The organism is Pantoea eucalypti (assembly GCF_009646115.1).
In the GTDB taxonomy this organism is placed as follows: Bacteria; Pseudomonadota; Gammaproteobacteria; order Enterobacterales; family Enterobacteriaceae; genus Pantoea; species Pantoea eucalypti.
The window spans coordinates 1,457,910-1,473,425 of record NZ_CP045720.1; the positions used below are offsets into that span (position 1 = coordinate 1,457,910).

Consider the following 15,516-nt stretch of genomic DNA (forward strand, 5'->3'; position numbering starts at 1 on the left):
CCATTTCGGCCCGTCCGCTGCCCGCGTAATGTGTGACCAGTGGCAGGCTCCAGTTATCAGGTCTTAAAAAAGTATGACTGACAAGTCTCATCAGTGCGTGATTGTAGGCATTGCCGGCGCTTCCGCATCCGGTAAAAGTTTAATTGCCAGCACGCTCTATCGTGAAATCCGTGATCAGGTAGGTGACGAGCATATCGGGGTTATCCCGGAAGATGCTTATTACAAAGATCAAAGTCACCTCACCATGGAAGAGAGGGTTAAAACCAATTATGACCATCCGAGTGCGATGGATCATGATTTGCTGTTGCAGCATCTGCAGGCGGTAAAAGCCGGGCAGGACATTGAGCTGCCGGTCTACAGCTACGTTGAGCACACCCGCACTCAGCAAACGCAGCACCTGAAAGCGAAAAAGGTCATTATTCTTGAAGGCATTCTGCTGTTAACCGATGCCCGTCTGCGCCAGGAACTTAACTTTTCTATCTTCGTCGACACGCCGCTTGATATCTGTCTGATGCGCCGTATGAAACGTGACGTCAATGAGCGCGGCCGCTCAATGGATTCGGTAATGAGTCAGTATCAGAAGACCGTGCGTCCGATGTTTCTGCAGTTTATCGAGCCATCAAAACAGTACGCCGATATCATTGTGCCGCGCGGCGGAAAAAACCGTATCGCCATTGATATCCTGAAGGCGAAAATTAACCAGTTTTTTGAATAACCCACGTCCATCCGGACGGGGTGCAGACCGGTGGCAGGCACGCTGTCACCGGTTCGCTACACTTATGCCATGGAGTTACCGCAATGAGATTATGCGATCGCGATATTGAAGCCTGGCTGGACAATGGCAAACTGGCCATTGAGCCACGCCCGCCTGTCGAGCGCATTAATGGGGCAACCGTCGATGTGCGCCTGGGGAATCAGTTCCGCACCTTCAGCGGCCATACCGCGGCCTTTATCGATCTGAGTGGCCCGAAACAGGAAGTAAGCGCGGCACTGGATCGGGTCATGAGCGATGAGATCGTGTTGCCTGATGGTGAAGCCTTTTTCCTCCATCCGGGTGAGCTGGCGCTGGCGGTAACGCTGGAGTCCGTGACGCTGCCTGACGACCTGGTCGGCTGGCTGGATGGCCGTTCATCGCTGGCGCGCCTCGGGCTGATGGTGCATGTGACAGCGCACCGCATTGATCCAGGCTGGCAGGGTCGTATCGTGCTGGAATTCTACAATTCAGGTAAACTGCCGCTGGCTCTGCGTCCGGGTATGTTAATCGGCGCGCTGAGTTTTGAACCGCTTTCAGGCCCGGCTGCGCGTCCTTATAACCGACGTGAAGATGCTAAATATCGGGGTCAGCAGGGCGCTGATGCCAGCCGTATCGATAAAGACTGATCTGAGGATGTAATGAAAAGAGTGATAACCACGCTGGCCATCCTGTTAGTGGTGGTCGTAACGGGATTGAGCGCGCTGGTGCTGCTGGTCAATCCCAACGACTTCCGTACCTATATGGTGCAACAGGTTGAACAACGCAGTGGTTATCGCCTTGAGGTCAGTAACGATTTGCGCTGGCACGTCTGGCCTCAGCTCAGCATCCTGGCTGGGCGGATGAGCCTCACCGCGCCGGGGGCGACTCAGCCGCTGGTCTCAGCGGAGAACATGCGTCTCGATGTTGATCTCTGGCCTCTTTTATCCCATCAGCTCAGCGTCAGTCAGGTGTTGCTGAAAAATGCGATAGTGCGGGTAACGCCCGACAGTAGCGCGCAGCCTGCCAGAAATGCCCCTCAGGGTCCGCGTGATGCGGAGCCTGCCTCGCCATCCACCGGCTGGTCATTTGATATTGCTAAACTGCGGGTAGCCGACAGTCTGCTGATCTGGCAACAGCCAGGCGGCGACGAATATAATTTTCGTGACCTCAACATTACGATGGATCAGGACGCGAACAAGCTGGCGACACTCTCTCTGAGCACGACGCTGATGCGCAACCAGCGCAACGCCACGCTGAATCTCAAAGGCCAGCTGGATGCTGCGCAATATCCGCACCGTCTTACCGGCCAGCTGCAGCAGCTCGATTACACCTTATCGGGCGCCGACATTCCGTCTCAGGGGATTAAAGGGTCGTTGAGCCTGCAGGGCGAATGGAATGGTGACCGGCAGCAGTTCTCCTTTAGTGGTCTGCAGCTCACCGCAAATGACAGTACCCTGACCGGGCAGGGCAGTGGTCATGTGGTGCCGCCACAGCAGCTGGCGCTGGATCTGAAAGCCAGCAACCTGAATCTCGATAATTTACTCACCAGTGCGCCCGTTTCTGAAGCGCCTGGCGCGCAGCACGCCACCGTGGCCCGTTCGCCGGTGATTGCTGCGCCGCGTGAACGCACCAATGCGGACTCTCCTCTCAACGACATGGATCTGGCGCTAAAACTTCAGGCGAATAATGCGGTATGGCGCGGCCTCTCGCTGACTGATTTTACGTTAAATGCCCGCAATCAGCAGGGACTCATGACGCTGAACACCCTCAGCGGCAAGCTGGGTAATGGCAGCTTCTCGATTCCCGGCAGCATCGACATTCGTCATCCAGAGACACGGGTCAGCCTGAAACCGCAACTCCGGTTTATTCAAATCCAGCCGTTGCTGAAAGCGTTTGCACTACCGGAAAGTCTGCAGGGCAACCTGAGTCTTGACGGGGAGCTGTCCGGCGATACGCTGACAGTCGAGGCGGCAAAGCGCAGCTGGCAGGGCAGGGCGACGATCAGTGCCAGCAACCTGAAGCTGGCACAGCTTAATCTCCAGCAAATGGTGCAGCGTGCTGTGGCTCGGGTCAGCGATAAGGTCAGCAGCCAGGATGCCGTAGAAGAGGGTATTGAGTCGATCAGCGGGCAGGTGGCGCTGAATAAAGGTGTACTCAGCTTCAGTGATCTCAATGGTAACGGTCAGAATCTGGGATTACAGGGCGCGGGCAAAGTCGACATGGTGCAGCAACAGCTGGATGTGACGCTGGGACTGAAAATCAGCGGCTGGCGTGGCGATGATGCGCTGGTGAAGGCACTTTCCAGTCAGCCTATCCCACTGCGTATGTATGGCGGCTGGAACAGCCTGCAATATTCCCTGCCAGTGGATGACGTTCTTCGTAACCGTCTGCAGAGTGAGGCAAGGTCACGTCTGAATCAGTGGATTGATCGCCAGAAAGAGGGCGAGAACAAAGAGAATCTGAAGAAAATCATGCGTCCCTAGCGGGCGCATTCCCTGCGCCCCTGGCAGTGGCTATACCTCGTAATCTGCGTCAGGCTGCCGCAGGATTTCTACCTTCTGAATCCGATGATTTTCAACCTGCAGCGTTCGCAGCAGATAGTCACCCAGTTGCAACACTTCGCCTTCCTGAGGAATGTGTTGCAGCTTATCCATCAGTAATCCAGCCAGCGTATGGTAGTCACGCTGTTCATCCAGCGGCAATTTCACATAGAGCGCCAGATCGTCCAGTGGCATATGGCCGTTGGCAATCCAGTGACCTTCACCCTGAATCTGTATATCGTAACGGGCGTCAATTTCACCCGCCTCATTCGGCAGATTGCCGGCGATGGTCTCCATCACATCGCTCAGCGTCACCACGCCTTCCATTGAACCGAACTCATCCACCACAAAGGCAAAATGTGTATGAGCCTGACGAAACTGTTCCAGCGCCTGCAGCAGGGTCAGTCGCTCAGGAAATACCAGCGGTTGTCGGATAAGGGCGCGTAAATCGAGTGAATTGTTGTGCAGCGACTGGTGCAGCAGATCGATAACATGCACCACACCCAGTGGTTCGCTGGAGTGCTCGGTTATCAGAATGCGCGTATGCTGATTGCGGTCAAGGCGCGACATGATCTCAGCCGGATCATCACTGAGATCAATATGGTCGACGTCGTGACGCGAGGTCATGATGCTGTTAACGTGACGCTGACCCATGCCCAGCACGCGGGCAATCATTGCGCGTTCCTGGCGGTTAAAGAGCATACTCTCATCGCTGTCAGCAATCAGTGATGAGGTTTTGGCATCCAGCTCCGCCGGTTCTGCTGCCCCGCGCAACAGCCTTAATACCGCTTCCGCCGTGCGCTGGCGCAGTGGGCGACCAGCCGACAGCACGCGGCGGCGATTAAAGTGTGCCAGCTGGTTAAGCGCTTCGATGACAACTGAGAAGCCGATGGCCGCGTAGAGATACCCTTTAGGAATGACAAAGCCAAAGCCTTCCGCCACCAGGCTGAAACCGATCATCAGCAAAAAGCTTAAGCAGAGGATGACAATTGTCGGATGGTTGTTCACAAAGCGGGTTAACGGCTTGCTGGCGAGCAGCATCAGCAAAATGGCAATGGTGACAGCAACCATCATGACGGGCAGATCATTCACCATGCCCACGGCGGTAATGACCGCATCCAGTGAGAATATGGCATCCAGCACCACGATTTGCGCCACCACCGGCCAGAATTTAGCGCCGCCTTTTTGTTGACCGGACGCCTCATCGTGTCCTTCCAGACGCGCATTCAACTCTGTAGTGGCTTTAAATAGCAGGAAAATGCCGCCTGACAGCAGCAACAGATCGCGCGCACTAAAGGGGTGTCCGCCCAGCGTGATCCAGGGTTCTTTCAGGGTAACCAGCCAGGAAAGCGATGCCAGTAACAATAATCGGCATAATAACGCCAGCAGCAGTCCTATCACGCGTGCGCGGTCGCGAAGCGGTCCAGGCAGCTTCTCAACCAGGATGGCAATAAAGATAAGATTGTCGATGCCTAAAACCAGTTCCAGAACGATTAGCGTTACTAATCCCGCCCATAGCGAGGGATCTGCAATTACCTCCAGCATGTCATGTTCACCTGAATATTTTAAATTGAGTTTTCTCTGATGATAGTGGAGTGCAAAGCCACGTACAAATGGCAGGGCAGGGGAGCGATGACCCAATCAAGGCGATATATCGTGCAAAATATGAACATATGAGTGTGACGTTTTGATTAAATTCACAGAATGCAGCAGAGAGTATTCTGACTCCTTTTTAACCCTGGATGAGATATTCACCTGTCGGGCTTATGCGATTTATCTCATCACGAGTATGGCATTAATCCTAATTTTGAAGAAAGCATTGCACTGCCTGTCAGGCCTCAATACTAATCGCTGGTAGTCTTTTTCCTAAAATAGTCCAGGGATAGCGGGACCTGCTTGTAAACAAGCCAGTAATAACTAGTATAGCAACAAGTTTGCAAACTCTGCCCCAGAGTCGTAATTCGCGAGCCTATTCGACATTAATCGCAATGTGACGAATGAGTCATTCGCCGGTGAACGTCTGCACGATGCAATGCGGTAACGTTACTGCATTACGGGGATCAATATGAATGACGACAGCGATATTGGCAGCGACAGCCAAGGGCGGTAGCGTGCCCGAATCGTGTTTTTGTTGATAAAGTGAGCAGCGCTGGCGGTGGTTAAGTCAGAGTAATCTGTTGGTATTCATCACAATATTACTGGTTTATGGTTAAGATCATTGGCGTAAACGCCGCAGGAGCTCCCCTTAGAAACGGCTCAGTCTGGAGAGGTTTCGTCGCTTAATGATTTAACAGGCGATAGCCGTTGCGGGTTTAAGGAAATAAAATAAAGAGTTAAATATGCGCGATACAGAATTTACGTTTAAAAGTCTTATTACCAAATTAATGCTGGCATGTTCAGACTTAATTTGTTTCAACGCAGCATTATTTGTGGCGATGATGCTAATTAATCTTCACTCAGGTTCGCCGCTGGCAGATATTTCTGAAAAAGAAATGAATTTAAAAATTGCCACACACATTTGTCTGTCGGTAATTTGTATTGGCTGGTTCTGGGTAAGGCTTCGGCACTATACCTACCGGAAACCTTTCTGGTTCGAATTAAAAGAAGTTTTTCGTACCATTCTTATATTTTCTGTCATCGATCTGTCGATCACCGCACTGTCGCAGTGGCAGATGTCGCGTTTCGTCTGGTTACTGACCTGGGTTCTGGCGCTGATTTTAATTCCAACCTGTCGTGCGCTCTCAAAACGTCTGCTGAATAAAAAAGGCTTGTGGAAGAAACAAACCATTATTATCGGCAGCAGCAAAAATGCGCACGAAGCCTGGCAGGCACTGCAAAGCGAAGAGGTCATGGGTTTTGACGTTATCGCTTTCTACGACGTTGATGGAACCTGTCCGCAGGAGATCATGAATGGCGTGCCAGTGCTGCGTGATGAGCAGGAGCTCTGGAGCCTGACTAACAGCGAAACCCAGTTTATCGTGGCAGTCGAGTATGAGCAGAGTCAGTATCGTGATATCTGGCTAAAATCGCTGGCGATGCATAACTGCCGTTCAGTTTCAGTGATTCCGACCCTGCGTGGTGTTCCGCTTTACGGTACAGACATGGCTTATATCTTTAGCCATGAGGTGATGATTCTGCGTGTTCAGAATAACCTGGCTAAACGCACCTCGCGTTTCCTGAAGCGGGCATTCGATATCGTGGGTGCACTCTCAATTATCCTGATGCTGATGCCAGCGCTGCTGGTGCTGGGCTTCCTGGTGGGCCGTGATGGTGGACCGCCGATTTATGGTCACGAACGTGTGGGAATGAATGGCCGTAAATTCAAATGCCTGAAATTCCGTTCAATGGTCATCAATTCCAAAGAAGTGCTGGAAGAGGTATTACGCACCGATCCGATTGCGCGTGCGGAATGGGATAAAGATTTCAAACTCAAAAATGATCCACGTATTACTAAAGTGGGCCACTTCATCCGTAAAACAAGCCTCGATGAGCTGCCTCAGCTCTGGAACGTGGTGCGCGGTGATATGAGTCTGGTTGGACCTCGTCCGGTCATTGAAGATGAACTCTGTCGTTATGCTGGTGATGTTGATTATTACCTGATGGCTAAGCCGGGCATGACGGGATTGTGGCAGGTCAGCGGTCGTAATGACGTTGACTATGAAACCCGCGTCTATTTCGATTCGTGGTACGTAAAAAACTGGTCACTGTGGAATGACATTGCCATTCTGTTCAAAACAGTGGGTGTGGTGTTAAAACGCGACGGTGCCTATTAACCGTGAGTCGAAATGAGCGTGCTAACGCGCGCTCAGAGGTGTTGTGCCGTTGTCAGGCGTGTCGTTAATAGCGGCCATCACCAGGGATATCGCAGTGCATCCATAGTCCGCTATGATGCAAGGCGTTTCAGGTACACCCTGGTTGATGGCCACTACTTATAACAAGTGGAGCAAGGATAATGAACGACAGGTTCAGTGCTTAAGGCTTTAGTCAGCCAGGATTTACTTTTTGTTGGACGCTTACACAGCGGCGGTTTCGCCTCTATCAATAAATAACTGATAGCGAAGATCTAAATGATTACAATCAAAATGAAATTGATACCCTTGCTGGTATCCGCCACATTCCTTGTCGGGTGTACAATCGAACCCGGTTCTCGTCTTACTACATCAGGAAAAGATGTTATCGAGCAGCAGGATAGCAACTTTGACATCGATAAATACGTCAACGTCTTTCCGTTAACGCCTTCACTGGTTGAAAAGATGCGTCCTAAGCCTCTGGTGGCTCAGACGAACCCGGCACTGCAGAACGAAATTCAGAACTATGAATACCGTATCGGCGTGGGCGATGTCCTGACCGTGACAGTCTGGGATCACCCGGAACTGACCACGCCAGCGGGTCAATACCGTAGCGCTAGCGACACCGGTAACTGGGTGCATTCTGACGGCACCATCTTCTATCCTTACATTGGTCGCGTCCGTGTCGCGGGCCGTACCGTCGGCGAAGTGCGTGACGAAGTTTCGCGTCGTCTGGCTCAGTACATTGAAAGTCCACAGGTTGATGTCAGCATCGCCTCGTTCAAATCGCAGAAAACCTATGTTACGGGTTCTGTGACCACCTCAGGTCAGCAGGCGATCACCAACGTACCGTTGACGGTTCTGGATGCGATCAACGCCGCTGGCGGCCTGGCACCTGATGCTGACTGGCGTAACGTCGTGCTGACGCACAACGGTCGTGAACAGCGCGTCTCTCTGCAGGCACTGATGCAGAACGGCGACCTGAGCCAGAACCACCTGCTCTATCCAGGCGATATTCTCTACGTTCCGCGTAACGATGATCTGAAAATCTTCGTGATGGGTGAAGTGAAGCAGCAAACCACGCTGAAAATGGACCGTAGCGGCATGACGCTGGCGGAAGCGCTGGGCAATGCGGCGGGGATGGATCAAACCACCTCTGACGCTACTGGTGTCTTCGTTATCCGTCCACTGCACGGCACCGATCGCAGCAAGATTGCCAACATCTATCAGTTGAACACCAAAGATGCGGCATCCATGGTGATGGGAACCGATTTCCAGCTCCAGCCTTATGACATCGTCTATGTCACCTCTACACCGCTGACGCGCTGGAACCGTGTGATTTCGCAACTGATACCAACCATTGCTGGTATCAACGATGCGACTCAGGCCGCACAGCGTATCCGCAACTGGTCGAACTAAGGTCTGACCATGATTACGTCCGTGTTAGTCGTTTGCATTGGCAACATCTGCCGCTCTCCTACCGGAGAGCGCCTGTTTAAACGTGCATTGCCCGATTTGGATGTTCGCTCTGCTGGCCTGGGAGCGCTGGTAGGCCATGCGGCCGACAGAATGGCATCCGAGGTCGCGGCAGCGCAGGGCCTGTCGCTGGAAGGACATCAGGCACAGCAACTGACGGCCGAAATGTGCCGCCAGGCTGATCTGATTCTGGTCATGGAAAAGCGACATATTGAACAGGTCAATCGCATCGACCCGGCTGCACGTGGCAAAACCATGTTGCTTGGGCACTGGCTCAATCAGAAAGAAATTGCGGATCCGTACAGAAAAAGCCGTGAGGCCTTTGAAGAGATTTACGGGTTACTGGAAAACGCTACCCAGAAATGGGTCAACGTATTAAGCCGATAGTTGGGATTATCCATGAATATAAAAAATAAGGTCAGAACTGCGCCGGGAGAGGATTCGAATGGATGGGATCTGGCGCATCTTGTGGGACAGCTAATTGATAATCGCTGGATCATTGTTGCCGTTACCGCATTTTTCATGCTGGCGGGAACACTCTACACACTGTTTGCAACACCGATTTACAGCGCAGATGCGTTAGTTCAGGTTGAGCAGAAGAATGCCAGTACCGTCCTGAACGAAATTGACAGCATTCTGCCACAAACGCCAGCCTCCGATACGGAGATCGAGATTCTGGAATCCCGTATGGTCATCGGCAAAACCGTTGACGATCTGGGTCTGGATACTGTGGTTGAGCAGAACTACTTCCCGGTTATCGGCAAGGGCCTGTCGCGCCTGATGGGCAACAAACCTGCTGATATCGCGATTTCGCGTCTGGAAATCCCACGCACTGTCGAAAAACGTAATGTCGAGCTGGAAGTTACCGGTCCGGATAGCTACACCGTCTCTAAAGATGGCGATGAGTTGTTTAAAGGTAAAGTCGGCCAGCTGGAGTCGCACGGCGACATCAGCATGCTGGTGAGCGAGATTCATGCCGATGAAGGCACCAGCTTCACCGTGACTAAGCTGAATGACCTGCAGGCGATCCGTTCCGTACTGGCTAACCTGACCGTTGCAGACAAAGGTAAAGATACCGGCGTACTGGGTCTGGAGTATCTGGGTGAAGATCCCGAGCAGATCAGCAAAGTCCTGAACCAGATTGTGAACAACTATCTGTTACAGAACGTTGAGCGCAAGTCAGAGCAGGCAGAGAAAAGCCTGGATTTCTTACGCACTCAGTTGCCTGCCGTTCGCGCCAAGCTGGATGAAGCAGAAAACAAACTGAATACGTTCCGTCGTCAGAACGAATCGGTTGACCTGTCACTGGAAGCGAAATCCGCCCTGGACTCTTCTGTCAGCGTGCAGAGCCAGTTGAACGAACTGACCTTCCGTGAAGCTGAAGTGTCTCAGCTGTTTACCAAAGATCACCCAACGTATCGCGCGCTGCTTGAAAAACGCAAAACGCTGGAAGGTGAACAGGCTCAGCTGAACAAGAAAATTTCTGGCATGCCACAGACTCAGCAGGAAATCCTGCGTCTGACCCGTGACGTTCAGTCAGGTCAGGAGATCTACATGCAGTTGCTGAACCGTCAGCAGGAGCTGAGCATCAGCAAAGCCAGCACCGTGGGTGATGTCCGCATCATCGACAATGCGCAGACGGCTAATTCACCGGTTGCACCGAAGAAGCTGCTGATTATCGCTGCAAGCCTGATTCTGGGCCTGTTTGTGTCAGTGGGTCTGGTTCTGCTGAAAGCCCTGCTGCATCACGGTATCGAGAACCCTGAACAGCTGGAAGAGCTGGGCATGAATGTCTACGCCAGCGTTCCACTCTCTGAGTGGCAGCGTAAGAAAGATACCGAAGCGCTGGCGCGTCGTGGCAGCAAGGTGAAAACCGACCCGCACGAAACACTGCTGGCGCTGGGTAATCCGACTGACCTCTCCATCGAAGCGATTCGTAGCCTGCGCACCAGCCTGCACTTCGCCATGATGGAAGCGAAAAACAACATCCTGATGATCACCGGCGCCAGCCCGGGTATTGGTAAAACCTTTATCTGTGCCAACCTGGCGACACTGGTCGCGAAAGCGGGTCAGCGTGTTCTGTTTATCGATGGCGACATGCGTCGTGGTTACACCCACGAGCTGCTGGGCGCGGATAACAAATCAGGCCTGTCAAACGTGCTCTCCGGTAAAACGGAATTCAGCCCGGCGCTGATTCAGCAGGGCGTCTACGGTTTCGACTTCCTGCCACGTGGTCAGGTTCCACCGAACCCGTCTGAGCTGCTGATGCATCGTCGTATGGGTGAGCTGCTGGATTGGGCGAGCAAGAACTACGACCTGGTGTTAATCGATACGCCGCCAATCCTGGCCGTCACCGATGCGTCAATTATCGGTAAAATGGCCGGTACTTCACTGATGGTGGCGCGTTTCGAAGCCAATACCACCAAAGAAGTGGACGTCAGCTTCAAACGCTTTGCCCAGAACGGTATTGAGATTAAAGGTGTGATCCTCAATGCCGTGGTGCGTAAAGCCGCCAATGCTTACGGACATGGTTATGACTACTACGCCTATGACTACAGCAAGCCCAGCAAAAGCTGATCATTGAGTAATAACCAGGGGGCGGTCTGACCGCCCCTTTTTATCGTCCTTTTGAATGACGACACGCATCAATTTACACAGGTTATTCTGTCCAAACCCACAAAAGCGATACCTCTATAAATCGCATGGCGAGCGTCAATCAACAGAATTCATCACCAGCATGGCATTGCCTGCACGCAATGTGTGACCGTACTGTCAGGTTTACTGAAAAGCCCGTCGGGAAGGCGAAGCGTGATTATTGCTGGCATGAGAACTTGTGGAATTAAGGAATCACACCATGGCTCCATATTGGTATGTATCAGGATTTTTACTGCTGATTTCGCTGTTTGAATTAGCCCTGAAAAAAGACGAACGCACAAATCATATTCTGACCTGGCTGCTCTGTTTTGCTGCCATTCTATTGATTGTTTTTGGGGGAATACGCGGCCTTGGCACCGGCATGGATGACTTCCAGTACCGGAGCTTCTTTGAAGACTTTGTTCGACGTATAGAGATTAACGGCTTCTTTAAAACCGTTGCTTTTTTCCGTTACGAACCGCTGATTTTTGCCACGGCCTGGATCACCAGTCTGTTTTCGCATAATGCCAGCATCTTTCTGTTTGTTTTCTGCGCCCTTGCCGTATCCATCAATGCTTACTTTTTCAGAAAGATGTCACCGTATCCGGTGCTGGCGCTGGTGCTCTATTCAGCGCACATCTTTATTAACAAAGATATAAACCAGATTCGCTTTGGCCTGAGTTCTGCGCTGTTCCTTGGTGTCCTGTGGTCAATCTATCTCAAGCGTTACTGGTGGGCTTTTGCCTTCTTTATTCTGTCGTTTACAAGCCATAACACTGCCGTAATGGTGGTAACACTTGTGCCGTTCCTGTTTATTCGCGACTGGCGCTGGTGGCCTGTGGTCATTATCGTTGCCAGTCTGCCGCTGTCCGTAGTGGGCGGATCCAGCTTTGTTGCCCTGATTGCGGGTCATCTTGGATCGCTGGGGGAAAGGGCATCGGGCTATAACAATGACCCGTCCTACGCAATGGGTGGCAGCATCCTGGCCGTATCGAACCTGAAAAACATCATGCTGGTGTTTGTCTTCTTCTATTTCATGCTTACTGACCAGTTGAAGCGCGAAAATTATGCTCAGTATCGCCTTAACTATCTGCTGATCATGAGTTTCGCTATTGGCGGTGCTGTCAGGATCTTCCTGTACAACTTCCCTTCAGGTTCGCGCCTGTCCAACTATTTGCAACAGGTCGAGCCGATCATCCTGACCTCACTGATTTATCAGGCCAGGCGATCGTGGAAGCCAGCGCTGTACGCCATGCTGGTGTTCTTCCTGCTCTATTACCTCTACTACAACACCATTTCAACCAAGCAGGCCGTTACTGGCTATGAAGTGGCGCGGGAGTTTTGGCTGGTCCACTGATTGACCCGACGGGCGCCCCTTCGTGATAAGTGTCACGCGGGGGCGCTCGCGTGTGAGAATTCAGATTTTTAATCGACCGTTGTCGACTGAACTGTTTATTTTTTTGAACTTTTTAATGAGGTGCTGGCAATGAAGGACATTCGTTTCTCCATCGTAATTCCGGCTTATAACGCGTCAGAATCGATTGTCACGACGCTGGATTGCGTTAAAGCACAAACGTATCGTAATTTCGAAGTCATCATCGTGGATGATAAGTCTGCAGATGCCGCCGCGCTGGCGGAGGTCGTTCGCAGCGAACGCTATCAGGATCTCGACATCAATCTGGTGCTTTCTGAGGTCAAACTCAACGGGGCCGGTGCACGTAACAAAGGCATTGAGCTGGCGACCGGTGATTATGTCAGTTTTCTTGACGCCGATGATGAGTGGGCGGCGGACAAACTGCAGCAGGTAACTGAAAAAATTGCTCAACTGGACGCACAGGGCAAAAAGAATGTCGTTATTTTCAGCCAGGTAAATATCTATCAGGACGGCACATTCCTGAAAGTGATGCCAATGCAACCACCAGGCAAAAATGAAACCGTCGCTGAGTATCTGTTCGGCTGTTATGGCTTTATCCAGACCAGCACGATTGTGCTGAAACGGGAAGATGCGGCGAAAATTCAGTTCGATACCCGCTACATCCGTCATCAGGATTATGATTTCTGCATTCGTGCCGACCGCATGGGCTATGACTTTGTGATGATCGCCGCACCGCTGGCGAACTACCACCTGGTCACAAAATTTGGCTCAAAACATAAAGGCGAATCGGTGAACTATTCGATGTTCTGGCTTGATAGCATGAAGCCGCATCTTACCCCGCGTGATATCCACACCTACAAAGCTTTTAAGCTGCCGCTGCGCTACAAGATGGACGGTAAGTCGCTGATGGCGAGCCTGAGCTTTGCTCGCTACTTCTTCCTCACCAATAAAGACAACCGTGCTTATTTTATGAACCGGGTTAAAGACAAGGTCAAAGCACGTTTTGGCGGTGAGAAAGCGATCTCCTGACGCGCACTGCGCCTCGCTCTGCTCCTGATACCAGGAGCACCTCTCTTTTCGTTTACATTCAGGGTTGAAGATGAATACTTCTGTTGGAACCGTTGGCATTGTTATGCCTATGTACAATGCCCGTCAGACCGTGTTACGCGCTGTGCAATCGGTTATCAATCAGCACTATACCGACTGGCACCTCTATCTGGTCAACGATAAATCCACTGATGACTCGCTGGCATTTGTGCGGGAGCATTGTCAGGATCCGCGCATTACCATTCTGGATAACGCGGTCAACATGGGCGCAGCAGAGACCCGCAACGTCGGACTGCGCGCGGCCACTGAAGAGATTATTGCCTTTCTTGACAGCGATGATGAGTGGCATGCGGATAAGCTGACCCAGCAGGTAGCTGCTATCGCCGCCGGTGATGATTTTGTGATTACCGAATATCACTATAAAACCCGCAAGGCTGAGCACGACATTACCTACGGAAAGCCTTACCTGCAGCAGGACAACTTTGTGAAAAAGCAGTATCGCGTCTGCTTCTCCTCTGTCTGTTTCCGTCGTCCGCCACAGGGACTTTTCTTCCAGCGCAAAGGTCATGAAGATTTCCTGTTTTTGTATGAATTATTCACCCGCTATAAGCAGGCACGGGTAATTCAGACGATTCTTGTCAACTATTACGAATTAGGCGATTCCCTTTCTCGCAATAAGAACAAAGCAGCCCAGTGGCACCTTGAATTATTAAGAATTATCTATAAAAACAATCCGTTAAAAATCTATTACTATTACGCCTGGTATATGGTGAATGGTGTGCTGTTTACCCTTAAGCATCGTTGAGCCTGTCGGCAGGATTGTCTTTATTATTTGAGGTGGATAGCGTTTCATGAAAAAAATTGTCCTGGTGATCAAAGATGCTTATTCGTATGCGGGCACCGAGAACATCTGTAACTTCATGTCAGAGTGTCTTGGCGAAACACATGACGTCACCATCTACTCGCTGGAAGGCAGTGGTAAGACTTTTTATCCGTTTGAACATGTCAGACAGATTGTCAGCTTCGAAGGGCAGAGCAACCCCATTAAAAGCGCGGTAGCCCGGATCCACGAAGAGGGTTTCGATACCGTCTTCCTGATCAGCATGGGGCGTCTGAGCGTCATGTTTGCCTTCTGGAATCTGCTGGCAATGAAGAAGAAACGGGGCAAAGCCTACGCCTGCGAGCACATTGCCATTAACTCCTTCAGCAAGCCGATCAAGTTCCTCAAGTTTCTGCTGCTGCGCTACTACGACCGCGTGATTGTTCTGACCGACAAAGATCATCAGGTGTTCAGCCGCTGGCACATTCCCAGCAAGCAAATTCCTAACCCCGTCGTCTACAAAGGTTTTCAGCGTCAGACTCGTCATCGTCAGGCGCTGGCGGTGGGCCGTCTGGATAACCAGAAGGGGTTTGATCTGATGCTGGATATCTGGCGCGACTTCGCACGCAGCCATCCGGACTGGACGCTGGTGATTGCCGGTGATGGTGAACTGCGTCAGCAGCTGCACGATCAGGCCGCCGTACTGGGCATCACTGACAGCGTGAAGTTTGTCGGTAAGGTCAGCAATATCAATGACTACTACCGTGACAGCGATATGGCGCTGATGACCTCGCGTTATGAAGGATTACCACTGGTGCTGCTGGAAGCAAAATCCTGGTCACTGCCCGTTGTAGCGTATGACTGTCCGACCGGACCGCAGGAGATCATCAATCACGGTGAAGACGGTTTCCTGGTTCCGATGAATGATAAAGCCACGTTTCTGGCACGAATGGAGCAGCTCGCCACCGATGACGCGCTGTTCTATGCCATGAGCGAAAAAACCAAACAAACCGCGCTGAAATTCGACGGTAACCAGATTAAGCAAAGCTGGCTGTCATTGGTTTAACCGGAGCTGGAAACGCTCACTTGCGACGTGCCTCAGG

General features: G+C 51.7%; 12 protein-coding genes. 11 read left to right on the forward strand and 1 reads right to left on the reverse strand.

Annotated features, from left to right (window positions below; translation table 11 throughout):
• Window positions 1-73: 73 nt before the first annotated feature.
• From udk to asmA, 3 genes are all read left to right on the forward strand, one after another.
• Window positions 74-715 (forward strand): uridine kinase, encoded by a 642-nt coding sequence (udk, locus tag EE896_RS06725; protein ID WP_004571279.1) that lies wholly within the window; start codon window positions 74-76, stop codon window positions 713-715.
• A gap of 83 nt (window positions 716-798) precedes the next feature.
• A complete protein-coding gene (gene dcd / locus EE896_RS06730; RefSeq protein ID WP_004571280.1) occupies window positions 799-1,380 on the forward strand; it encodes a dCTP deaminase in 582 nt (193 codons plus the stop codon).
• Window positions 1,381-1,392: 12 nt separating this feature from the next.
• Window positions 1,393-3,216, forward strand: coding sequence for an outer membrane assembly protein AsmA (gene asmA / locus EE896_RS06735; protein ID WP_140916241.1), 1,824 nt, complete (start codon window positions 1,393-1,395; stop codon window positions 3,214-3,216).
• Between the two features lie 30 nt (window positions 3,217-3,246).
• Here asmA and EE896_RS06740 read toward each other — a convergent pair whose 3' ends face one another.
• Entirely contained in the window at window positions 3,247-4,818 is a 1,572-nt protein-coding gene (locus EE896_RS06740) for a TerC family protein (RefSeq protein ID WP_110411252.1), read from the reverse strand.
• A 794-nt stretch (window positions 4,819-5,612) separates the two neighbouring features.
• Here EE896_RS06740 and wbaP point away from each other — a divergent pair.
• From wbaP to EE896_RS06780, 8 genes are all read left to right on the forward strand, one after another.
• Window positions 5,613-7,046 (forward strand): undecaprenyl-phosphate galactose phosphotransferase WbaP, encoded by a 1,434-nt coding sequence (gene wbaP / locus EE896_RS06745; protein ID WP_004571283.1) that lies wholly within the window; start codon window positions 5,613-5,615, stop codon window positions 7,044-7,046.
• Window positions 7,047-7,340: 294 nt separating this feature from the next.
• Entirely contained in the window at window positions 7,341-8,480 is a 1,140-nt protein-coding gene (locus EE896_RS06750; RefSeq protein ID WP_033762024.1) for a polysaccharide export protein, read from the forward strand.
• Window positions 8,481-8,489: 9 nt separating this feature from the next.
• Window positions 8,490-8,924, forward strand: coding sequence for an arsenate reductase/protein-tyrosine-phosphatase family protein (locus EE896_RS06755; RefSeq protein ID WP_008926086.1), 435 nt, complete (start codon window positions 8,490-8,492; stop codon window positions 8,922-8,924).
• A 12-nt stretch (window positions 8,925-8,936) separates the two neighbouring features.
• Complete coding sequence (wzc, locus tag EE896_RS06760) at window positions 8,937-11,114, forward strand: tyrosine-protein kinase Wzc (protein WP_140916240.1); 2,178 nt, start codon at window positions 8,937-8,939, stop codon at window positions 11,112-11,114.
• Between the two features lie 277 nt (window positions 11,115-11,391).
• Entirely contained in the window at window positions 11,392-12,528 is a 1,137-nt protein-coding gene (locus tag EE896_RS06765) for an EpsG family protein (RefSeq protein WP_004571285.1), read from the forward strand.
• Window positions 12,529-12,657: 129 nt separating this feature from the next.
• Entirely contained in the window at window positions 12,658-13,575 is a 918-nt protein-coding gene (locus tag EE896_RS06770; protein ID WP_004571286.1) for a glycosyltransferase family 2 protein, read from the forward strand.
• A 70-nt stretch (window positions 13,576-13,645) separates the two neighbouring features.
• Entirely contained in the window at window positions 13,646-14,398 is a 753-nt protein-coding gene (locus EE896_RS06775; protein ID WP_039659802.1) for a glycosyltransferase family 2 protein, read from the forward strand.
• A 46-nt stretch (window positions 14,399-14,444) separates the two neighbouring features.
• Window positions 14,445-15,479: a glycosyltransferase gene (locus EE896_RS06780; RefSeq protein ID WP_004571288.1), complete on the forward strand. Its 1,035-nt coding sequence runs from the start codon at window positions 14,445-14,447 to the stop codon at window positions 15,477-15,479.
• Window positions 15,480-15,516: the final 37 nt, after the last annotated feature.

Bases quoted from the DNA above. Each gene is read 5' to 3' on its own strand.
- asmA (WP_140916241.1), top strand. From the start codon at position 1,393: ATGAAAAGAGTGATAACCACGCTGGCCATCCTGTTAGTGGTGGTCGTA.
- EE896_RS06765 (WP_004571285.1), top strand. From the start codon at position 11,392: ATGGCTCCATATTGGTATGTATCAGGATTTTTACTGCTGATTTCGCTG.
- EE896_RS06740 (WP_110411252.1), bottom strand. From the start codon at position 4,818: ATGCTGGAGGTAATTGCAGATCCCTCGCTATGGGCGGGATTAGTAACG.
- dcd (WP_004571280.1), top strand. From the start codon at position 799: ATGAGATTATGCGATCGCGATATTGAAGCCTGGCTGGACAATGGCAAA.
- udk (WP_004571279.1), top strand. From the start codon at position 74: ATGACTGACAAGTCTCATCAGTGCGTGATTGTAGGCATTGCCGGCGCT.
- wbaP (WP_004571283.1), top strand. From the start codon at position 5,613: ATGCGCGATACAGAATTTACGTTTAAAAGTCTTATTACCAAATTAATG.
- EE896_RS06780 (WP_004571288.1), top strand. From the start codon at position 14,445: ATGAAAAAAATTGTCCTGGTGATCAAAGATGCTTATTCGTATGCGGGC.
- wzc (WP_140916240.1), top strand. From the start codon at position 8,937: ATGAATATAAAAAATAAGGTCAGAACTGCGCCGGGAGAGGATTCGAAT.
- EE896_RS06775 (WP_039659802.1), top strand. From the start codon at position 13,646: ATGAATACTTCTGTTGGAACCGTTGGCATTGTTATGCCTATGTACAAT.
- EE896_RS06755 (WP_008926086.1), top strand. From the start codon at position 8,490: ATGATTACGTCCGTGTTAGTCGTTTGCATTGGCAACATCTGCCGCTCT.
- EE896_RS06750 (WP_033762024.1), top strand. From the start codon at position 7,341: ATGATTACAATCAAAATGAAATTGATACCCTTGCTGGTATCCGCCACA.
- EE896_RS06770 (WP_004571286.1), top strand. From the start codon at position 12,658: ATGAAGGACATTCGTTTCTCCATCGTAATTCCGGCTTATAACGCGTCA.